General features: G+C 61.3%; 21 protein-coding genes and 1 tRNA gene. 14 read left to right on the top strand and 8 right to left on the bottom strand.

Features of this window, described 5'->3' with window-relative positions:
• Window positions 1–16: 16 nt before the first annotated feature.
• The 7 genes from HGSM_RS04950 to HGSM_RS04980 all read left to right on the top strand — a co-directional run bounded on the left by HGSM_RS04950 (window position 17) and on the right by HGSM_RS04980 (window position 7,150).
• Entirely contained in the window at window positions 17–1,630 is a 1,614-nt protein-coding gene (locus tag HGSM_RS04950) for a pyridoxal phosphate-dependent decarboxylase family protein (protein WP_019147642.1), read from the top strand.
• Window positions 1,631–1,798: 168 nt separating this feature from the next.
• Complete coding sequence (locus tag HGSM_RS04955) at window positions 1,799–3,103, top strand: glutamate-5-semialdehyde dehydrogenase (RefSeq protein ID WP_019147643.1); 1,305 nt, start codon at window positions 1,799–1,801, stop codon at window positions 3,101–3,103.
• Between the two features lie 203 nt (window positions 3,104–3,306).
• A complete protein-coding gene (locus HGSM_RS14595; RefSeq protein ID WP_019147645.1) occupies window positions 3,307–3,456 on the top strand; it encodes a hypothetical protein in 150 nt (49 codons plus the stop codon).
• 19 nt (window positions 3,457–3,475) lie between these two features.
• A complete protein-coding gene (gene nadD, locus HGSM_RS04960; RefSeq protein ID WP_268257795.1) occupies window positions 3,476–4,105 on the top strand; it encodes a nicotinate-nucleotide adenylyltransferase in 630 nt (209 codons plus the stop codon).
• Window positions 4,102–5,511, top strand: coding sequence for a hypothetical protein (locus HGSM_RS13645; RefSeq protein ID WP_020693877.1), 1,410 nt, complete (start codon window positions 4,102–4,104; stop codon window positions 5,509–5,511). The genes nadD and HGSM_RS13645 overlap by 4 nt, the downstream gene beginning before the upstream one ends.
• 466 nt (window positions 5,512–5,977) lie before the next feature.
• A complete protein-coding gene (rsfS, locus tag HGSM_RS04975; protein ID WP_019147647.1) occupies window positions 5,978–6,412 on the top strand; it encodes a ribosome silencing factor in 435 nt (144 codons plus the stop codon).
• Between the two features lie 3 nt (window positions 6,413–6,415).
• A complete protein-coding gene (locus HGSM_RS04980; RefSeq protein WP_019147648.1) occupies window positions 6,416–7,150 on the top strand; it encodes a histidine phosphatase family protein in 735 nt (244 codons plus the stop codon).
• A 345-nt stretch (window positions 7,151–7,495) separates the two neighbouring features.
• Here the strand turns inward: HGSM_RS04980 and HGSM_RS13650 are convergent, their stop codons facing one another.
• Entirely contained in the window at window positions 7,496–8,248 is a 753-nt protein-coding gene (locus HGSM_RS13650) for a PKD domain-containing protein (RefSeq protein WP_019147649.1), read from the bottom strand.
• Complete coding sequence (locus HGSM_RS04990) at window positions 8,245–8,847, bottom strand: DUF6318 family protein (protein WP_326550009.1); 603 nt, start codon at window positions 8,845–8,847, stop codon at window positions 8,245–8,247. The genes HGSM_RS13650 and HGSM_RS04990 overlap by 4 nt, the downstream gene beginning before the upstream one ends.
• 159 nt (window positions 8,848–9,006) lie before the next feature.
• On the opposite strand from HGSM_RS04990, the gene HGSM_RS04995 reads away from it, so the two are divergent.
• On the top strand, window positions 9,007–9,474 hold the full coding sequence (locus HGSM_RS04995) for a DUF5071 domain-containing protein (protein WP_019147651.1): 468 nt from the start codon (window positions 9,007–9,009) through the stop codon (window positions 9,472–9,474).
• A gap of 208 nt (window positions 9,475–9,682) precedes the next feature.
• On the opposite strand, the gene HGSM_RS05000 is transcribed toward HGSM_RS04995, so the two are convergent.
• Window positions 9,683–10,957, bottom strand: coding sequence for a M18 family aminopeptidase (locus HGSM_RS05000; protein ID WP_040594740.1), 1,275 nt, complete (start codon window positions 10,955–10,957; stop codon window positions 9,683–9,685).
• A 363-nt stretch (window positions 10,958–11,320) separates the two neighbouring features.
• On the opposite strand from HGSM_RS05000, the gene HGSM_RS05005 reads away from it, so the two are divergent.
• Complete coding sequence (locus HGSM_RS05005; RefSeq protein ID WP_230197497.1) at window positions 11,321–11,500, top strand: helix-turn-helix transcriptional regulator; 180 nt, start codon at window positions 11,321–11,323, stop codon at window positions 11,498–11,500.
• 52 nt (window positions 11,501–11,552) lie between these two features.
• Window positions 11,553–12,026: an STM3941 family protein gene (locus HGSM_RS05010; RefSeq protein WP_326550021.1), complete on the top strand. Its 474-nt coding sequence runs from the start codon at window positions 11,553–11,555 to the stop codon at window positions 12,024–12,026.
• 68 nt (window positions 12,027–12,094) lie between these two features.
• Here HGSM_RS05010 and HGSM_RS05015 read toward each other — a convergent pair whose 3' ends face one another.
• Both HGSM_RS05015 and HGSM_RS05020 read right to left on the bottom strand, forming a co-directional pair.
• Entirely contained in the window at window positions 12,095–12,574 is a 480-nt protein-coding gene (locus HGSM_RS05015; RefSeq protein WP_019147655.1) for a VOC family protein, read from the bottom strand.
• A 60-nt stretch (window positions 12,575–12,634) separates the two neighbouring features.
• The gene (locus tag HGSM_RS05020) at window positions 12,635–12,925 is read right to left on the bottom strand and encodes a DUF4287 domain-containing protein (protein WP_019147656.1); all 291 of its coding nucleotides are present in this window, start codon (window positions 12,923–12,925) and stop codon (window positions 12,635–12,637) included.
• A 320-nt stretch (window positions 12,926–13,245) separates the two neighbouring features.
• Here HGSM_RS05020 and HGSM_RS05025 point away from each other — a divergent pair.
• Window positions 13,246–13,318: transfer RNA gene (locus HGSM_RS05025), tRNA-Ala, on the top strand.
• A gap of 203 nt (window positions 13,319–13,521) precedes the next feature.
• Here the strand turns inward: HGSM_RS05025 and HGSM_RS05030 are convergent.
• From HGSM_RS05030 to HGSM_RS05040, 3 genes are all read right to left on the bottom strand, one after another.
• Window positions 13,522–13,728 (bottom strand): KOW motif-containing protein, encoded by a 207-nt coding sequence (locus tag HGSM_RS05030; protein WP_019147657.1) that lies wholly within the window; start codon window positions 13,726–13,728, stop codon window positions 13,522–13,524.
• Window positions 13,729–13,780: 52 nt separating this feature from the next.
• Complete coding sequence (locus tag HGSM_RS05035) at window positions 13,781–14,257, bottom strand: zinc-binding dehydrogenase (protein ID WP_019147658.1); 477 nt, start codon at window positions 14,255–14,257, stop codon at window positions 13,781–13,783.
• 147 nt (window positions 14,258–14,404) lie between these two features.
• Window positions 14,405–15,901, bottom strand: coding sequence for a DUF2075 domain-containing protein (locus HGSM_RS05040; RefSeq protein ID WP_019147659.1), 1,497 nt, complete (start codon window positions 15,899–15,901; stop codon window positions 14,405–14,407).
• 691 nt (window positions 15,902–16,592) lie between these two features.
• Here HGSM_RS05040 and HGSM_RS05045 point away from each other — a divergent pair.
• The 3 genes from HGSM_RS05045 (at window position 16,593) to HGSM_RS05055 (ending at window position 20,240) form a co-directional block, all read left to right on the top strand.
• Window positions 16,593–17,861 carry an exonuclease domain-containing protein gene (locus HGSM_RS05045; protein ID WP_019147660.1) on the top strand — a complete coding sequence of 423 codons (1,269 nt, stop codon included), beginning with the start codon at window positions 16,593–16,595 and terminating at the stop codon, window positions 17,859–17,861.
• A 148-nt stretch (window positions 17,862–18,009) separates the two neighbouring features.
• A complete protein-coding gene (locus HGSM_RS05050; RefSeq protein WP_195891347.1) occupies window positions 18,010–19,086 on the top strand; it encodes a 3'-5' exonuclease in 1,077 nt (358 codons plus the stop codon).
• A gap of 215 nt (window positions 19,087–19,301) precedes the next feature.
• A complete protein-coding gene (locus HGSM_RS05055; RefSeq protein WP_019147662.1) occupies window positions 19,302–20,240 on the top strand; it encodes a hypothetical protein in 939 nt (312 codons plus the stop codon).
• Window positions 20,241–20,346 lie beyond the last annotated feature (106 nt).

Consider the following 20,346-nt stretch of genomic DNA (forward strand, 5'->3'; position numbering starts at 1 on the left):
GAAAGGGCGCCATTCCATGCGTGAATACCACGAGCAGACCCGACCAGAGCTGGCCGGGAATCCGGACGCGATCATCGCGGCCGTGCGCGAGCTGCGCTCGCTCGACGCGCCCACCCACGGCGGCCGCGTGCTGTCCTACGTGTATGACACGGGGATCTCGGAGATCGACGATCTCGCGGGTGACGTGGCAAGAATCGTCCAGCCGCTGAACGCGTTGGACCCCACCACATTCCCGTCTGTTGCCGTGATGGAACGCGATCTGATCGCGTTTGCGCGCGAGATGCTGCACGGCGGCAGCGACGTGGCCGGCAACGTGACGTCGGGCGGCACCGAGAGCTGCCTGCTTGCGGTCCGCACGGCGCGAGACCTGTGGCGGGTGGGCCGCGATCGCTTTGCGATCGGGCGGATCGTGGCGCCCACGACCGTGCACGCCGCGTTCCGCAAGGCGGCCAAGTACTTTGACATGATTCTCGACGAGGTCCCCGTAGACCCAGCCACAGGCCAGGTCTCTGCGGCGGACGTCATTGAACGGATGGGGGACGACGTCGCGCTCGTGGTGCTGTCCACCCCGAACTACCCGTACGCGGGTCTCGACCCCGTGGCGGAGGTCGCTCCCGTGGCGCTCGAGCAGGGAATCGCGCTCCACGTGGATGCGTGCATCGGCGGGTTCGCGCTGCCGTGGTGGAAGGGCGTGGCTCACGCATGGGACTTTGCGGTGCCCGGCGTGACCTCGATTTCCGCCGACCTACACAAGTACGGTTTTGCGCCCAAGGGCGCGTCGATCCTGCTGCACAAGGGCCACGCGCGCCACCGCGCACAATACTTCTCCATCACAGACTGGCCTGGATACCCCGTGGTCAACCCCACGATGCTCGGCTCCAAATCGGCCGCGCCCATCGCGTCCGCGTGGGCGATCGTGCAGTACCTGGGGACGGCCGGTTTTGCTGAGCAGGTTGCGCTGATGCAGACCGCAACCGCCGAACTGGTGGCCGGTCTGAATCAGATCGAGGGCCTACGCGTCCAGGGCGAGCCCACGGGCCCGCTCCTTGCCGTGGTGGCCGATGAGTCCGTCGCGCCTGATCGGCGCGTCAACCCGCACAAGCTTGTCGACGATATACGTGCGTCAGGTTGGATCCTGCAGTCCCAGCCGGGCCAGGTCCAGACCGACGGCACCCTGCTGCCGCAGTCTGCCCACCTGACCATCACTCCGGTCACGCATGGCAAGACCGGAGACCTGCTTGCCGCAATCTCGGCCTCGGCGGACCGCGTGCGAGGAGTTGCGGGGGCGCTCGAGAGCCCGATGGTGCTTGGAGGCGTGGCTGCGATCAAGGCACAGTTTGCTGCGCTGGGCGTGGGCGAAAACGGCGAAGGGCTTGAGCAGGTTCCGGCGGAGGTCATGGACCAAGCGCTCGCGGGGTTGCTGTTGGCGCTGGGTGTGGGAGGTTCTGGTGGTGCTGGTTCTGAAGCCGTTGCTGGTTCGGGTGGGGCTGGTTCTGACTTGGCTGGTTCTGGAGCCGGTTCTGAACTGCCAGCCAACATGTCCGATCTTCTCGCGATCGCTCAGCTGCTTCCTGAACCGATCGCAACCAGGATCCTCACCGAGGTCTTGGCGCAGGTCATCGCACCATAGTGCGGGCGGTGATGGGCTGGCATGCGCTGACGCTGCCCGGCCGCGCTGACGCTGCCCGGCCGCGCTGACGCTGCCCGCAAGTCGGGATCTCGATTTCTAACAACACTGAATCTCTCACCTCCCGGGACACGGGTGCCCAGGAGATGAGAGCTGGACTGGGCTTATTTCATGACAGAACTTTTCATCGCCGACTCGGCAACAGGCGCCTCACAGGTTGATGAGGCCGTGCACGAGATCGCGCGCCGATCCAAGGTCGCCTCGCGCGTTCTGGCAACCGCTACCCGCGCGACAAAGGACGAGGCCCTTCGTGCCATGGCCAGCGCGCTCGTGAAGAATGACGCGCGCATTATTGAGGCAAACAAGCTCGACCTCGAGCGCGGTAAGGCGAACGGCATGGAGCCGGGCCTGCTCGACAGGCTGGCCCTTGATTCCGGCCGTATTCAGGCAATCGCAGACGCTCTGCACGAGGTGGCTTCCCTGCCGGACCCCGTTGGTGAGGTTATTCGCGGTTCGAGGCTTCCTAACGGCTTGCGACTGCGTCAGGTTCGCGTCCCTATGGGCGTTGTGGGCATGATCTACGAGGCCCGCCCGAACGTGACCGTGGATGCCGCAGCGCTGACGCTCAAGTCGGGTAACTCCGTGATTCTGCGCGGTGGAAGTGCCGCGGCTTCCTCGAACGAAGTAATCGTTGAGGTCCTCCGTGAAGCACTCGAGGGCGTGGGCCTCCCCGCCGACCTCGTGCAGTCGATCGACGCCTACGGGCGTCCGGGCGGGGTCTCGCTCATGCAGGCACGCGGGCTCGTGGACGTGCTGGTGCCACGCGGTGGCGCTGACCTGATCCAGACCGTTGTGCGCGAATCCAAGGTTCCTGTCATTGAGACCGGCACCGGAAACGTGCACATCTACGTGGATGAGTCGGCGGACGTGGAGATGGCGCTTGGCATCATCATGAATTCCAAAACCCAGCGCGTGGGTGTGTGTAACGCCGCGGAGACGCTCCTGGTGCACAGGGGAGTCGCAGACGCGCTGCTGCCTGCCGCGTTTGCCGCGCTTCGGTCCGCTGATGTGACGCTGCACGTGGACGAGGCCTCGGCCGCGTTCGGTGACGGCTCCGACTCCTTCCAGCCCGCGACAGACCGGGACTGGGCCACCGAGTACTTGGCGCTCGAACTCGCTGTAAAGATCGTGGACTCGCTCGACGAGGCCATCGAGCACATCCAGACGTGGACCTCTGGGCACACCGAAGCGATCGTGACGGCGTCCTACGAGTCCTCCGAGCGCTTCGTCTCGGAGATTGACTCCGCAGCGATCATGGTAAATGCGTCCACGCGATTCACGGATGGTGGACAGTTTGGTCTCGGCGCCGAAATTGGCATCTCGACCCAGAAGCTCCACGCGCGTGGACCGATGGGACTCCCGGAACTGACCACGACTAAGTGGATCGTCAATGGTGAAGGACAGGTTCGCCCCTGATCCTTGATCGGGCCCGCACCCTAGGGTGCGGGCCTTTCCTGAGCCCGAACTGAACTGGTACACGTGTGAAGTATTAGGTGAAGTCGCTGTGAATGTGAATACTTATCTTCAAAAGCGCTCGCTTGACGTGAGACACTGTGTGTTCGGGTGAAATTTCCCGCGGAATTTTGTAACCGAAGAACTTGAAAAACCTGGAGGAACCCTTGTCCACACTTGAAATCCTTGCATCCGGAGCAGAGGCAGTTAACCCACTCCCGATCTCGGCTGTTTCGTATGGCATCGTCACTTTCTGCGCACTCGTTGCTGGACTCGTAGTTACCTACGCGTTCAAGAGTGTCCGCACCCGCCACTGATCTCACGCACTTCACGCACGTGAGCATCACAAGCACAGCATCTCGCCCGGCCCGAGTCGGGGTCATGGGTGGAACGTTTGATCCGATCCACCATGGCCACCTCGTGGCCGCGAGCGAGGTTGCTGCTCGCTTCAACCTTGACGAAGTCGTGTTTGTTCCTACGGGTGCGCCTTCGTTCAAGCAAAACCAAGAGGTCACCGAGGCAGAACACCGGTACCTCATGACTGTCATTGCTACGGCTTCCAACCCACAGTTCACTGTGAGCAGGGTCGACATTGACCGTCCAGGTCTGACGTACACCGTTGATACGTTGCGAGACCTGAAGGCCCAGCGCCCTGACGATGAGTTGTTCTTCATCACCGGTGCGGATGCTGTTGCCCAAATCCTGTCCTGGAAAGACGCGGACCTCCTGTTCGAGATGGCCCAGTTTGTGGCGGTTACCCGCCCGGGCCACCAAATCGACGTGGACGGCCTTCCCGCGGATCGAGTTCAAGTCCTCGAGGTGCCAGCAATGGCTATTTCGTCTACGGACTGCCGCCAAAGAACTCGTGAGGGAATGCCGGTGTGGTACCTCGTTCCGGATGGGGTTGTGCAGTACATCGCCAAGCACGGCCTATACCCCACAACGGACACCGAGGCAGCTAAATGAGTACCCCCCACCCTCAGGGGCCCGGCGGTCGCCCGCTCACGCGCAGAGAAATCCGTGAGCTTGAGGCGCAGCAAATCGCTCGAGCCCAACAGCAGCAGGCACAGCAAGCGCCGAGCGCCCCGTCGAACTACAGCGCCGCTCAGGTTCGCTCATCTGTTCCAACGGGCGTTGGATCCGCAGGCGGACCACAGCGCATCTCCCACCAGAGCGCGCCTCGCGTGCCACACGCTGCAGCCACTCCACCTCCAGCGCAGCACCAGCCACTCACCGGAGGTCGCACCCCCAGTCCGGCTGCCGGCGCCTCATATGGAACGGGGTCCTACGGACACTCGTCACCCACGTCCGTACCTAGCGCACTGCCGCAGCGTGGCATCGTTCAGCCTGGGAACCAGCCAGTACAGGTGAGCCGCCGCTCGATGTATTCCGTCCCTGCCGGCAAGCCTGAGATTCCCAGCGTTGTCCCACCGGTTCAAGCAAGCGCCGTACGTACCCTCCAGGAGTCCGGCAAGCTTTCGAGCCTCGTGGACGCGCAGGAGTTCACGCAGGCCTCGGGACTAGCACCTATCCGTGAGCCTCACGAGCAGCGAGCCACACGTCCGGCTGGCCAGCCACAGAACATCTCCGGATTCATGCGCCAAGCGCCACCATCGAGCCAGCTCCCACGCGTGGAGCGGGACGGCCAGGGTGGCTGGCGTGCCGTGGACCCAGATGCCGCACAGAAAAAGCTCGAACGCGAGCAGGAGCAGCGCGCGCTGTTCCCAACGCTTGCCCAGAACGCCGGCTTGGCCAACACCCTGCGCGGTGCGGAGTCAAACTCCCCAGCGTTCAGGCCGCAGGCCTCCGCACCAACTGCAACGGGCTCGGCACTGCCCAGCCGAGTTGAAGCTGCGGGGGAGCGCACCGCGCCCTTCCAGCCCTTCTCGAACTTTGGTCAGTCGTTCGACGAGGACCAGCCAACCGCTGCATTCACCGTTCGCGAACTGCGCGAGGCGGAGGGGCAGCCTGTTGAGGAAGCCCCCAAGGCTGTTACACCGCAGCGTTCCCTCGGGTTCGAGGTTCCTCCGGTTGGCGAGAGCCCTTCACCTGCAGCAGAGGGAGGAATGCCCGCGTGGGACGCAATCACGAACGCGCGTTCCGAGCAGGCGCCATCCTTCCGGCCGGGCCAGCCTGAGCAGCGCGTTTCCAGCCTGACCGAGGCGCCAGCGCGCTCACGGGACGAGGACGACGACGAGGACTTCGAACTCGACCACTCGTACACGTGGCTGCACTACATCATCCTGGTGGCAGTGGCGTTCGTGCTCGGCATGATTATCTGGAAGGTGGGCATCGACCCAGGTACGGAGGCACCGCCCGCGGACGAGGGCGCGTTCTCGGTCAGCCAAGTTGTTGACCCGCTGACGGCTTAGGTTCGCCGGTGTTGAGATCAGCTGTGGCCCAGTTCCAGCTGGTTGAGATCACCCGAGGCCTAGACACACAAGGCATTAAGTCGATGGGAGAGGCTCCGGTAGGGAGCCTCTCCCTTTGTCGTCTCTGCCCTCGAACCACGTACCACTCATACATGCACCCCTCGTACACGCACCCACCCCTTTCATCGAACGGATGATTATTGATCCGTTGGGTATCGAACGGATCAATAATCATCCGTTCGACGCCCACCACCGGGATCGAGAGTATTCCTGAGCCCACTCTCGACGTCGAGAGTAGGCTCAGGAATACTCTCGATGGGAAAAGGGGTGGTGGATTGGCCCCCGCGACGGCCCAGATCAGTGCGAAGGTCACAGCCGCCAGCCCCCAATTCACGGCAAAGTGCGAAATAATGGGGGCAGACTTTGTTTGAAACAACCCGGCACAATGCCGGAATCAAGGAGAACTGTGGCTGCTACTGAGCACGCAAAAGAACTGGCCATCACCGCTGCGCGCGCAGCGTCAGACCGCAAGGCTGCCGAGATCATCGCACTCGACGTGAGCGACCACCTGGTCCTCACCGACGCGTTCGTGATCGCGTCTGGCAACAACGAGCGCCAGGTTGGCGCAATCGTTGACGCCGTCGAAGAAGCAATGCACAAGGCGGGAGCCAAGCGCATTCGCCGCGAGGGCAAGGAAGGCGGACGCTGGGTCCTCATCGACTTCGGCGACGTTATCGTCCACGTCCAGCACCAGGAAGACCGCGCCTTCTATGCACTCGAGAAGCTCTGGGCCGACTGCCCAGCCATCGAGCTCCCAGAAGACGCTCGTGGTGGCGACGGCACCGCCCCTGAGTACGAACTCGACGAGTACGGCTTCCCAGCCCTCGACATCGAGGACTGATCTGTGGCAGTCGGTAACGTTCGACTGATCAGGCACGGCCGCACTGCGTATAACGCAGCCATGCGCCTCCAGGGCCAGATCGACATCGAGCTCGACGAGGTTGGCCTCTGGCAGGCGCACACCTGCGCCGAGGTCTTGGCCGGCGGCACTAAGCCGGCCCGCATCCTCGTGTCTGACCTGTCCCGCGCGGTTGAGACTGCACGGGTCATTGCGTCGCGGTTCGACAACGTCGAGGTCATCATCGACGAACGCATTCGCGAACGCTCGTTCGGGCCGTGGGAAGGCATGACCGGAGAGGAAATCTCCGCCAACTGGGCCGAGGAGTTTGCCCAGTGGCGCGGGGGTGCTGAACCTGAGGTCGAGGGCATCGAGTCTAAGTCTGAAGTTGCGGAGCGCATGCTCGAGGCGATTGAGGAGCACTCGGCTGACCTTAGCCCCAAGCAGACGCTCTTCGTGGTCTCGCACGGCGCGGCAATTTCCTGCGCTATCGCCGGGTTCCTCGGCGAGGACGCGAGCCAGTGGCGCGGGGTTGCCGGTATGTCCAACGTTCACTGGTCCACGGTTGCCCGCAACACGTCCGCTGACGCGCAGCCAGCCTGGCGCCTGGTGGAGCACAACACCGGCCCATCGGTGGTCTACGGCAAGAATGCATGGGAGAACGGCCCTGAGGATGCTGAGGCGCAGGTTCCGATCGATCCTGTGCGCACGGCTTCGAGCGTGAGCTTCGGCGAAGCCTAACGAGCAGACTCGCGGCTATATGGCGAGTCAGCGTGTGGCTTGGCAAGCGTTTCGCAGCAAGTGTCTTGGCTGTCGAGGCGTGCGGAGCCAACTTCGGATATCTTCGTCCACTCCATCTCCGTCAAGTTCTCGCTTCGCGGAGAACTTAACTGCGATTGCGTTGCCTTGATACCCGAAGCTGCGCTTTTCGCACTCGCCCGCTCCCTTACGCCCTCGACATCCTGCTTACGCTCCGTTTTGGTGCCAGCGCAAAATCCGTTTGGTCTCATAGAGAGTCCCGTCAACGCCTAGGCGTTGACGGGACTCTTTCATTTTCGACGATAGAGCTGGGGTCGCCCTGATCGTCTAGTCGATGAGGACAGGGAGTTTCTCCACCACCGTGAGCGGGGGAGCCGTGTCCGTTGTAGTAGCTGTTCCGTTGATTGACTGCCACGTGTTTCCACCGTTGATGGAGAAGCGTCCAGACCAGGTTGTGGTGAGCGCGATCGAGTGGGTTCCCGTTGCGGTGTAGGTGTGCGAGATGTCGAACGACGGGTATGGGCGGCCTGGGTCTTCGGTGGATGTCGGCTTGGAGCCATCACCCCAGTTCCACGTGTAGTCGATCGGCGTTGCCTCCACGAGGACCCGAGTGCCGAGCAGAGTGATCGTGGTCCTTTGCGAGTCTGCCGATGTGTACGCGACGAGCGGCAGGTTGATGACCGCGTCCTTGTTCTCGGGGTTGATCGTGATTCCGGAGCCGTCCAAGTTGATGCGGCGGAAGTCCTCCGCCGTCACGACGATCGGTTCAGCGGGCTCGTTCGGCTGGCAGTTGGCCAGTTGCGTGCCCGAGGTTGGGTCGTTGGTGTCGACCTGGGTTGTGGGCGTACCCATGTCCGCTGACGGCACGGTGCAGGTCAGCGGTGGTGGCGGGGGAGTCGTGGGCTTGGGCTTCGGATTGCTGACTTGGGTGTTCCCACCGCCGTTGGAACCAAGCGACTCCCAGCCATCCACGGTAACTCCTATATTGATGCCGTTGCCCTCAGATGAAGAGTTCCATGACGCATCGCCGCCGCCTCCGAGCGTGAGAAAAATCGAGACTAGTGCAATCGAGGCGATCATGAAGTTGCTTCCAGAACGCGCCAGCTTCCTTCGATGAAATCGAGAACGAAGATTGTTGGGGTCACTGTTTGTGACTCTGAAATTACTTCTTCGGAGCCGTCGGGATTCCGGAGCAAAATGTTCCCTTGGGTTACGTCAACCTTGAACGCTGTCCAACCCTCGTCGAGGGTCTTTGGAGCGGATAGCTCTCCGATGCTTAGTTCATAGTTCTCAAACTGTTGCTTGAGTAAACTGGCATCTTTGATAGCAGCGGAAATGCTCCCGCAGAGCTTGCAGTCATCCGTCGCCAAGTCCTCAAAGTAGTTCGGATCGTTCGTTGCGTAGGCCATGTTGACTGCGTCGATGAAATACCGAACCGTCGCAATCGCCCCCTCCTCGGTTTCCTCGCTCATCGCGGCAGGCTTGGGTGGAAGTGTTGGTGCGGGTTCCGCGGGCTCGGTTTCCTCGGGCGAAGGCGAGGTGGTTGCCGTCGCGGTAACCGTCGGCACGGGTCTATCCGTTCCGCCCGGTAGGCCGCTTGCGGAGCACGCGCCGAGGCCCATTACCGCTGCAATCGCGAGTAGGAGCCACGCTGCTCCTCGTTCACGTCTGATTCTCATCCTTGAGTTCCCAACACTAGAGTTCCCCACACTTGATCTCCCCTGATCGATCCGACCCACCTGGATAAGTATGGAGAAAACGACCGTTTTGCGGCCATGGATCGAGCTTCCCTGTGCACAATAGGAATGCGGGACCGCAACCAGGAAACAGGGGAGCCAATGAATCAGCCGGTAAACCAGCCAGTGAACCAGCCTGCGCAGCTCCCAGGCCGGCAATTCCCAGACCGGCCGCTCCCCGACCTGCAGCGACTCGTGCTGCGCAACAAGCACGACGACTCGCACATGGAGGAGCTGCTCCAGCTCGCGACCCCGGAGATCGAACCGATCCTGTCTGCGCTCCTCGAGTGGATTCAGGACTGCAACTGGCCCATCGCGGCCAAGGTTCTGCCGTTGCTCGCCCAGCACGAGACCGCCGTGATCCCGCTGGCGCAAAGCCTGCTCGCCCCCGAGCCCACCGACGACGGCTGGAAGTACTGGGTAGTCTCGGCTCTCCTGCCCAAGTTCTCACGCGAGGCCATCCAGCAGCTAAGGCCAACCCTCGAGCGCATCATTATGGCACCAACGCCCGGAGAGTCCCTCGAGGAAGTGGACCAGGTAGCGGTGGAACTCCTCACTGACCAGCACTAACGCTCGCCCAACCTGGCCAACCTGGCCGGCCTAGCGGCCGCCCGGACAGCAATCATCGCAGTCCATTAACGACGATCGTGCCCACCTCCCAGCGCAAGTCAGCGTGGGAGGTGGGCACGATCGTCGTGAATCAGGGGCGCGGCAGCGCCCTAAAACTGAGCCAGTTACCTAAACTGAACCCGCTACCTAGACTCAGCCAATGCCCTACTTAAGCGCCCAGGAAGAACGCGCGGATGGCGGCGGCTAGGGCGACCATGTCGTCCACGTGGCAGAGCTCGCGGGCGGAGTGCATCGAGATGAGGGGGATGCCCACGTCGACGGTCCGGATGCCCAGGCGGGTCGCGGTCAGCGGGCCGATCGTGGTGCCGCACGGCGAGTTGTTGTTGGATACGAAGTCTTGGTACTCCACACCCGCGGCGCGGCAGGCGCGCACCCACAGGGCTGCGCCGGTAGCGTCGGTGGCGTAACGCTGGTTGGCGTTGATCTTGAGGAGCGGGCCGGAGCCGGCCAGGGGGACCACGTTGGGGTCGTGCTTCTCGGGGTAGTTGGGGTGCACGGAGTGGCCGGCGTCGGCGGAGATGCACCACGACGCGGCGAGCGCGCGGGCGCGCTCCTCCTCGCTGGAACCTAGGCCGTTGTAGATGCGGGCCAGGATGTCGGCGAGGAAGGGGCCGGAGGCGCCGGATCGAGTGTCCGAGCCGATTTCCTCGTGGTCGAACGTGGAGAACACGGTGATGTGTTCGGACTCTTCCAGCTCGTCGGCGGCGGAGATCAGCGCGTGCAGTCCGGCAAAGGTGGACGAGAGGTTGTCCATGCGGCCGGCCGCGAACAGCTTGTTGTCCAGGCCAAAGCGGCGTGGCTCCTGCGTGTCCACGGTGATGATGTCGTAGCCGGCAACGTCGGCTGGGTCGATGCCGGCGAGGTTGGCCAGGTGACCCACTACGTCGGCCTCGCGGACGTCACCAATCCCGTACACGGGCGCGGTTGCGCGCTGCTTGTCCAGCTTGAGGCCGTTGTTGGCGTCGCGGTCCAGGTGGATCGCGAGCTGCGGGATGCGCAGCCACGGGCCGGTGCGCACGAGGTGGGTGGTGCCGTCCGTGGTGACCAAGCGACCAGCGAGTTCCAGCTCACGGTCCAGCCACGAGTTCAGCAGCGGCCCGCCGTAAATTTCAACGCCAACCTGCAGCCAGCCGTTCGAGCCGGTGGTGGGCTTTGGCTTGAGCTTGAAGCCGGGGGAGTCAGTGTGTGCGCCGAGCACGCGCGCAGGGGCCGTGGCCGAGGCGCCATCCGGGGTCACCCACGCGATGAGCGCGCCATCGCGGATAACGAACGCCTTCTTTGGCGCGATCCACGGGTCGGTTTCCTTGAGTTCGGTGAACCCGGCCTCGGTCAGCTGGCGCGCGGCCTCGTGGGCGGCGTGGTACGAGGAGGGGCTGGCGGTGATGTAGGCGGCAAACTCGCTAATGAACTTGTTCGTATCCATGTGGTCCATTGTCTCACTGGGAATGGGTGGGGTTGGTTGGGTGGTTGTTGGGGGGTGTTGGGTGGTTGTTGGGTGGCTGGGAAGCGGCCGCTCTGTGGGCGGGGTGTAGCCGCTCTGTGGGCGGCACCTGATTATCGACGATCGTGGTCACCTTCCGGCGCCACCCCAAGATCTGTGGATGTCGTGGTTCCATGACATTTCGGATTGTCACGGCTCCGTGACAATCCGAGCTCATATAATGGTGTCTTACTATGGGTTCGATGTGAGGATATCGTTGCGCGCAAGGAGGATATGAAGCGCTACAACGTTCGGTCGCTGCCGGGGTTGGCGCTCGCGGTGAGAGCAAGACGCCTGGAACTCGGCATGACTCAGTCTGAGCTTGCCCTTGCCGCGGATGTCTCCCGCAAATGGATCAGCGTGCTGGAGAACGGCGGCGTGGACGGTCTTGGGCTCGCCCGCGTGATGAGGGTGCTCGACGCGCTGGACGGACTCTTGATACTGGAGACTGCTCCCGTGGAGACAAGCCCGCCACCGGCCCCGTGACAAAATGGACGGCATGTAAACCCTCGAGTACAAGCGCAACGCCCGCCGCGGAATCCTAGCGATCGTCGGAGCGCTTGCTTTTGTTGCCGTGTGCGTGGCAATGATCGTGGCATCCGGTCCTGCCTCTTTCCTGGGCATCCTCGGCCTGGTGGGCGCCGTGTTCTTTGGCCTGGTCGCGGTAGCGGGGGTGCGGACAATGGGGGCTGGAAAGGTCGCTCTGAGGCTTACTGGCCAGGGATTCGAGGACTACACGAGCGCCTCCTCGCTGCGCGGCAGGATGATCCCGTGGTCCGAGGTGCAATCCATCGCCGCGGGTAAGTTTGAGCGTCAGGACTTTGTCACCGTGTACCTCAAGGAGACCGATTTCTTCCTGAGCTCACTCGACGGACCGGGCGCCGCAGCCGCTCGATTCAACCTCAACCGAGGCTTCGGCGCGATCACGATCCTCCCGGCCGCTGTCAAAGGAGCCAAGGCCCAAGAGATCGCCGAGACGATGAACTCCTACCTGGCGGCCTCGCGGCGCTAGTTTGTCCTGGCGCGCTAACTAGCCATTCGGTGTTAGCTGCGCCTCGCAGCGCCACACCGCTTCCGGCGCTAGCTCGCCGAACGGCCTGAGCTCTCCGAACCACCCTTCAGCGGATTCTTCCGCAGATCCTGCGCCAGCATCACGATGATCCCGCTCGGGCCACGCACGTACGTCAGCAAGTACACGTCCTGATAGTTGGCGACCCCGCGGAGCGGACCGTACCCGTGCCGAGCCACCACCTCGAGCGCCGCATCCAAGTCCTCCACCGAAAACGCCACGCGATGCATCCCAATCTCGTTGGGCAAGGTAGGCGAGGTCTCGATCGCATCCGGATGGATGTATTCGAACAGTTCAATCTGCCCTGCACCGTCCGGAGTCACCAGAACCGCGATCTTCGCGTGATTACCGTCCAGCCCAACAGCCGTGGACGCCCACTCGCCGCTGACCTCGTCCCGGCCTGCCACGGTCAGCCCCAGGTCGGTGAAGAACAGAATTGCCTCCTCAAGGTCGCGGACCGCAATTCCCACGTTCTCAAGCTTGATTGTCATGTGCTCCTCCATCCCACAACCGGCGATCCAGCAAACCGACCGCCCGCCAGCCTTACGCCACTACTGTGGCTTACTCGCCTTACCGTCCAGCCACAGCATGTTCGACTTATCGCCATGCGAGCCCTCACGACCCACATGCTTGTCCGAGATCTGGGACCCATTCTTGATCACATGCACCAGCGCCATCCCATGCCCGCGGCCCAATCCGTACTCGGCCTTCAGCCACTCCAGAATCTCGCCAGCCTTTACCGCCGGATCGTCGAACCCACGCTCCTTCGCCTGGTCCACCAACGCCCGAGGCGTCAGCCCCGTCTTGTCCTCGATCGCATCCAAATACGCCTGAAACGACATCGCGCCTCCCCGCTCGTAGTTCCGCTCCAAATCAAGGTAACGCCAGCCACCGACACGCGCTCGCGGTGATGGCACGGTTGCGTGGATGGGGCTGGCGGCTGCGCCGCCATCTGAACCTGATTTACGACGATCATGCCCACCTTCCGCTGTCGCCCCACCACTCGGGGTGGCGCGGTGAGTTGCCTGCGTAGGCGCACAATTTCATGGGAGTGGGCGCTCGCGGCCTACGTCACATAGGGGCGATTGGCATTTGGGCTCGATATCGGTTTAAGATAAACGTGCTTCACCGGCGCGGAGGAATCCGAATCGGATGAAACGATGGGGCTATGGCGCAGCTGGTAGCGCACCTGCATGGCATGCAGGGGGTCAGGGGTTCGAGTCCCCTTAGCTCCACTCGAGAAATTGAGACAGCTCGTACATGGAAAACCCGCTTGGCCTTCGGCCGGGCGGGTTTTCTGCTTCCCAGGACTTTGCTCGAACCAGGGCTTCCTAGGGCGAAGGCTTTCTGGGGTTTTCGGGGTCGAGGTCTCGCGCGGCGGGTGTCTTGGCTGTCGAGGCATGTGCAGGCTTCGCCAAATATCGCACATGCCTCTCCTTTACGCCTTCGACATCCCGCCCGCGCTCAACCTAGAAGCGTTCCTTGCAAGAGTTTTGAAGCGCTCTCCATCATCTTGAACAACCGTGATTGTGACGGCACCCGTCTTGCTGGACTTGATGTCGGCGACCATTCCGGATCTTCCCGTGTGCGTTCCGGCGATCACCACGCACAAGTCGCCATCTTGCAACTCTTCAGGTTCAGTCATGCTCACATGATCTCACCGACGAGCCCGCCGCGCTTCGACCCAGATCGAGTTGCTAGTCGAATAGGACGACGACCTTGTCTGCGGCTCCTGGAGTTTTGGCGAGTTCGAAGGCTTCCAGTGCCTGGTCGAATGGGAACGTGTGGCTGATGATCTTTGCGTACAGGTGGGGGTTCGTGATGATCGAGTCGGTGACCTCGAAGATCTCGGTGGGGTAGCCCATGGCCCAGCGGATATCGAGTTTCTGCATGAGGATTGCGCCGAAGTCGATCTCGATTGGCTTTTTGTGGACGGCGGGGATCGTGAGGACAGCTCGTGGCTTGGCGGCCTTGAGGATCGTCTCGATAACGGCGGGGATGCCGGCGGCGTCGATGTAGATGTCTGCGCCGGCGAAGCCGGAGCGTCCGAACTGGCTGGTGACTGCGCCTTGAAGTTCGATGAGTCGAGCGATGACGTCTTCTTCTGCGGAGTTGATGACGGCGTCGGCTCCAACTTCGAGTGCGACCTTGAGGCGTCTTGCCCGTCTATCCACGGGCATTCCATGACCCCATAGGACTCGCGGCCCGCGCTAGCCCAGCTGACTTGATCGATGGGAGTGATCCCTGAACTCAACTGTCGAGACTGCTGACGAAGCGCTGGTGAACCTCGACTTCGACTCGCACTGATTTCAGTGCAGTGGTCAGTTAGTTAGACCGCGGAGGAACTCCAGAGTTTCGGAGTCTGTCGAGTAGATCAGGGTTCCTTGGAGACCACGGGTTAGCAGAACCTTGTATACGTTTCTCACAAGTGAGTCGAAGGCTTCGTTCGACACGGTTTTTGTGGACTTGAAGTCAGGGTCCTTGTTGTACTCGCGGCGCGATACCCAGCCACCAGTTCCCTCGTTGGCTGTAGACCTCCACACGAGGTCGGGGCCAAGGACGACGCCATTCCACGAGTATTCAAATCCCTGAGCGGTGTAGACGCAACCAACTTGCTCGAATCCTCCGGGTTCGTAAGCCCAGAGGTGCGATGGCGGAATGGAACCGATCGCGCGATCGGCCCGGGAGTTCCACGGCTTCTCCCAGTCACCGATGATTACGTCATTCTCAAGGCCGTCATCAGATACTGCGGACCACTTCCAGCAATATCCGGCGGTCATTCGGGCGTTAACGCCACCCTCAAGCTTGTGGCGGAGAATATTCTCCATCTCGATTGGAGAGTCGACAACCTGCACCTGGAAAGTATCTTCATCTTCCCAGCCGATTGGTCCACCATCTTCAAGTTCGAGTAGTCGGACCACCCAGTCCGTATACGCGGACGATCCTCCTGCACGATACTGCGCGTTCAGGTTTACTTCGAATACAGGTACACCACGGTTTGCCGCAGTGGACTTAATGTCGTGAACGCTGCCAAGTTCTCCTGGACGAACGATTTGGTGCTCGTCGAGCAGAAACACCGGTACGCGAGCCGTATCAATCAGTTCGTCGATCTGCGGGCGGGCGATATCCCTGAGGTATTTCTTGGTGTAACGGTTCACTGACTTTTCACGCATTCGATGAGCCTCGTCGAGAATCAATACCTCAACCGAATTCCTCTCCGCTTCCATGAATGAGTTGAAGTACTTGAACATTGCCTTGACCGAGGGTGCTCTATTGCCGGCAACTTTTCGAAGCGTCTCCGTGAAACTCTTGGACCCTGTTGCATGCAAGGCGGTGTAGCCGCGACGTGCCAGTTCACCAAGCACGGATAGTGCAATGACGGACTTACCCGAACCTGGGCCTCCGGTCACCAGCACGATGCTCTTTGTATCTGCTTGGCGGGCCTTTTCAAGAGTTCCAAGGACGAGTTCATACGCCACTCGCTGTTCGTCCAACAGAACAAACTGTTCCTGCTCCCGAATCTCCTTGGCTGCCAAAGCAAGGAGCTGTTTCGATGGCGCAGTGCGCGACGTGAGAAGCGCATCGGCCGCGCGTGATCCTGGTACGTCCGGGCTAAAGCTCTTGGTGAGGAACTCGCGAAAATCTCCGGCAGAATCATGAGTAAAAAGTTGAGCTTCGGCACTGATCGGAGAGGCGAACAGATCTGCCACATCGGATTTGCGAGCGTTGTGCAGGAGCGCAATGGAGTCAATGGTTGCCTGAGACTCAAAAATCGTCAGGAAATCCCGCATGTAGGTGGCGTAGTTGTGAACCTGCATACTCGGGTGGAGCACCGGGCTATAGCGCGCACCGGGTACCGAGACTAGATTGTCTGATTCCGAAGAAATACTAGCCGCACTCCATTGCTTGAGTTCGACAACAACGTAGTGGGGTTTCCCTGTCTTCGGATTGTTTCCAGCGATAACCGCATCCGCGCGCCGCGAGGTAAGCGGGAGACGGTACTCAAGTAGCACCTCTAGATTCCCTAGACCTGCGTCGACGATTGCACTAGTAAGTGCAGGTAGGGACGAGGTCCAAGACCTTGCTTCGGAAGTACTGGGCCTTCCGAGCCCGGCTGAAACAAAGTATTCAGTCATCGCTCGTTCGATACTGCTTGGGTTCTTCTGTAGTTCAGCGTCGAGGCGCGTCGCAGTGTATCGAAGAGTATTTGACATGAATTCCCCAGGGCAGCACGAATGAACGTGCGGTGGGGAACATATCTGAAAAGAAGTTCGTCGATACCGCTTACGGGTACAACTCTATGTACTGGACGAGGTGAATCGGTGCTACGACACCAACGGCGAACCGGTCGTCTGCTGTTCTTTCGGACTGGATGTCACTGGGATGCGGGAAAGATTGCTGGGAATCAGAACGAGGCAACTCCATGGTTACGTTTGGGCTGGTGAGTGAGTACTCTTGGTCCTGGCGCGACGCGCCGAGAGCGAGATTTCTCAATGATGAGGAGCGGTGATGGCTGGATTCGCAGTTGTCGACTTTGAGACCACGGGATTCAACTCCCGGGGGAGTGACAGAGTCGTCGAGGTGGCAGTGGTTCATGTGGACAGGCATGGCAACGTCACTGGAAAGTGGCAGACCGTGCTCAACCCAGAGCGCGATTTGGGGCCGCAACACATCCACGGCATTCGTGGGGCGGACGCGATGCTTGCGCCGCGGTTTGCGGACATCGTCGACTCGCTCACGGAACTCCTTGAAGGCCGAATCTTTGTTGCGCATAATGCCTCGTTCGACTTGGGCTTTTTGGAAGCAGAATACTCGAGGCTGGGGAGGCGGCTCCCCGTGGCAGGAAGCCTCTGCACCATGGTCTTGGCCAAGCGATACCTGCCTGGCGGCGGTCGTGCGCTCCGAGACTGTTGCGATGCCTTTGATATCCCACTAGAGAACGCACACGCAGCGCTCGTTGATGCTACGGCAACGGCGACTTTGCTTTCGAACTACATTGCGATGAGCCCAGAAGCAGACTGGGAGCGGATGCATCGGGAGGTCCCTGACCCTATCGATAGGGATCGGTCACCGAACGGGATGGAGCGCTGGCGACCCCGCAGCGAAGGCTCTCAAGAGCTGACCGCACACGACTTTCTTACACAGATCGCGGACGGGCTGCCGGAGTACACAGGTTCACAACAGCACGATGAGTACTTGGCCGTGCTTGATAGGGCCTTGATGGATCGATTGTTGTCGGCAACAGAAGTTCGCGAGCTTGCCAACATTGCGAACTCACTCGGGCTAAGGCGCTCGACAGTGGAGGAACTGCACCGCGCATACTTCACACAGGTTGCTCGTGTTGCGTGGAGTGACCGCGAACTAACGCCAGAAGAGAAAACCGACCTGGATCTAGTGGGCGGACTCCTCCAAATCAATGCGCTGGAACAAGCAAAGATTCTTCATACCGAACAGGTGCTGGCCGAATCAATAGTGCTCGAACGGAATCCCGCTAAGACGGATGCTTGCGACTCCGTATCCTCGGATGGAGCGAGCAATCGCTACGGGCTAGCGCCCGGCGACTTGGTAGTACTGACGGGTGAGATGAGCAGGCCGCGGTCCGAAATTGAAGCTGACCTTGTGCGTGCTGGATATACACCGTGGAACGGAGTCACCAAGAAGGTGAAACTGTTGATCACTGCGGATCCTGACTCGCTCTCTGGGAAGACCAAAAAAGCACGAGACTACGGAATCCCGGTGGTTGTTGAGAGCGCGCTTCTCGAGTTACTCGGCAAATGACGTAACTGGAATGGGGCAGGGACGGGACCAAGATCGTCGAGAATCAGGGCGTGAGCAACGAACTTGGCCTTGGTGGTGCTGGTAAGTGAGTAGTCTGGGACACGTGTGCGCAGGGACTGCGCAGTTCCTGGTTGTTAGGGAGTGGAAATTGGCTGGTTTTGCAGTAGTCGACGTGGAGACGACGGGCTTCAATGCTCGTGGTGCCGACCGCATTGTTGAACTGGCTGTGGTCCACGCTGACGAGTTCGGGCGCGTCACCGGGCAGTGGACGACCATGGTCAACCCGCACCGTGATCTCGGCGAGTCAGGACTGCATGGGCTCAGGGAGGCTGAGATTGTTGGGGCTCCTGGGTTCTCGGAAATTGCTGAATCGCTGAGTGGCCTACTTCGTGGCAGGGTTTTGGTGGCGCACAACGCTCGGTTCGCAGAGCGATTTCTGGAGGCAGAGTTTAAGCGGGCTGGTCGCGAAATGCCTCAGGGCAAGACTGCCTGCACTGCGGAAATGTCGAAGCCCTATTTGAGGGGCCCCAAGCGATCCCTCAAGGCATCCTGCAAGGCCTTGGGCGTACCGCTGGATGAGTCGCGTGAGGTGCTCGGGGACGCGGTTGCGACGGCGCTGCTCCTGTCCGCGCTCATCTCGCGAGGCGCAGCCGGCGAGTGGGTAGCGATGCAAGGTGAGACGCGATCCGTGGGGTCGGTGCCTGTGCCTGACACGAGCGCGTGGCGTGCGCGAGGCGACTCGGAATGGCGGCTTTCAGGTGTCGGTACCAAGGCCCAGATCGTTGAGAACCAGCGGGACTACGAATGGCTTAAGGAGCACGCGGAGTACTTGGCGGTGCTCGAGAATGCGCTGATGGACAGGTTGTTGAGCCCGAGCGAGACACGTGAACTGACCGAGACAGCTGAGTCGTTGGGGCTGGGGCAGGACGAGGTTGAACTGCTGCACCGGGAGTTCTTCCGGCTTGTAGTGAGAGTCGCGCTACGCGATGGCGTTCTTTCGAAGGAGGAGAAGGCCGACTTGGCGAAGGTTGGGGAGTTGCTCGGAATTAGTGTGGGTGAGCAGAAAGCCATAGTTAAGGATGAGAAAGCCTCCGGCTGGGTACAAATGGACTCAGGACTGAGTGTGACGGATGTCGGTGATGTTTTCTCCGGGATCGGCGCTGCGATTCGGGGTGCTGGACGGGCGCTGCGCGAGGCGATTTTTGACTTCAACCTGGACATCTAGCCACCACGGGTAGGGCTGGGAGTTGCGGCAGGATCGTCGGGAATCAGGCGGTGGCTGTCGATTGCAAGGGCGAGACGGCAGCGTAGGCCGCGACTGGACGTGCTCCCGCAATAGGTTGCGGCGCAGAGTTTTGCACAAGCGGGCGGTGTGGCGCGCCATGCACAATTCCAGGCGTTTGGCACCATCCATTCGCTTCGGAGGGGGATGCTGGCCGCATGACTCCAACGACCCGAACCGCGCCCGGAAACCTGGCGAATGTTGCCGCACGAATCCAGGCACTCCCAGCCTGTCAGACCAGACTCACCGTGCCGCAGCGTACGCTTGAGGCGGCACTGGCATCGGGGCGGGCGCGGCGGATACTGCCCGGACGATTCGTGGCGGTGCCCCAAGGCCTCGATGAAATAGACAAGTTTGCGCAACACGGGTTCTGGGAGGGTGCCCGGATCTCCGCCGCGCTCCACACGCTGCGCGGCAACGAGACACTCAGCCACAGCAGTGCCGCCTACCTTTGGGGATTCCCGAGCCTCGTGCGGGACGGCCTTGTCCATGTCACCACGCAGAACGGGAAGAATCGCCGCAGGAAAGGGCACCGGATCCACCAATTCCATCTCCCAGACGCGCACAGGGAACGCGTGCTCGAGGTCAGCCTGACCGACCTGCCGCGCACCGCGATCGACCTAGCAAGTATCTGCCGGCCGGGCCTCGGGCTCGCGGCGCTGGACTTTGCACGTGGCGAGGGAGTGAGCATCTGCGAACTCGAGGAGCGCGTTGACGCGGCGCACCTGCGAAACCCGAATCGGCTGCTTCGGCTCATTGCGCAATCCGTTGCGAACTCAGACTCGGTACCTGAGAGTGAGGCCCGATACTGGCTAATCGCGGCGAGGATAGGCGCGGTGCACACACAATACCGGGTAGCCACCCGCAGTGGAACCTTCTACTTAGACGCCGCCATTCCTGAGCTCAAACTCGCCTGTGAGTATGACGGCGAATCAAAGTACAACTCGCGAGAGGACTTGCTGCGTGAAAAGCGTAGGGAAGACGCGATCAGGGAGTTGGGATGGGACTTCATTCGCCTCACCGCACGGGATCTGATGGCGCCGGATCAGTTGGTGCGGGTCCTACGCGCACGGGCGGAGCGCAGGCGGGGGAGGTAGCTGTGGGTAGTTTTGGTGCAAACGCGTAGGGGTGATGGCGCTCATTTGCACGAAAAGTGCTCACTTGTTTTCTCGGCTCAGTCTCACCGGGCAGAGTGGGAGGTGG

This window comes from Timonella senegalensis JC301, from assembly GCF_000312125.1.
In the GTDB taxonomy this organism is placed as follows: Bacteria; Actinomycetota; Actinomycetes; order Actinomycetales; family Cellulomonadaceae; genus Timonella; species Timonella senegalensis.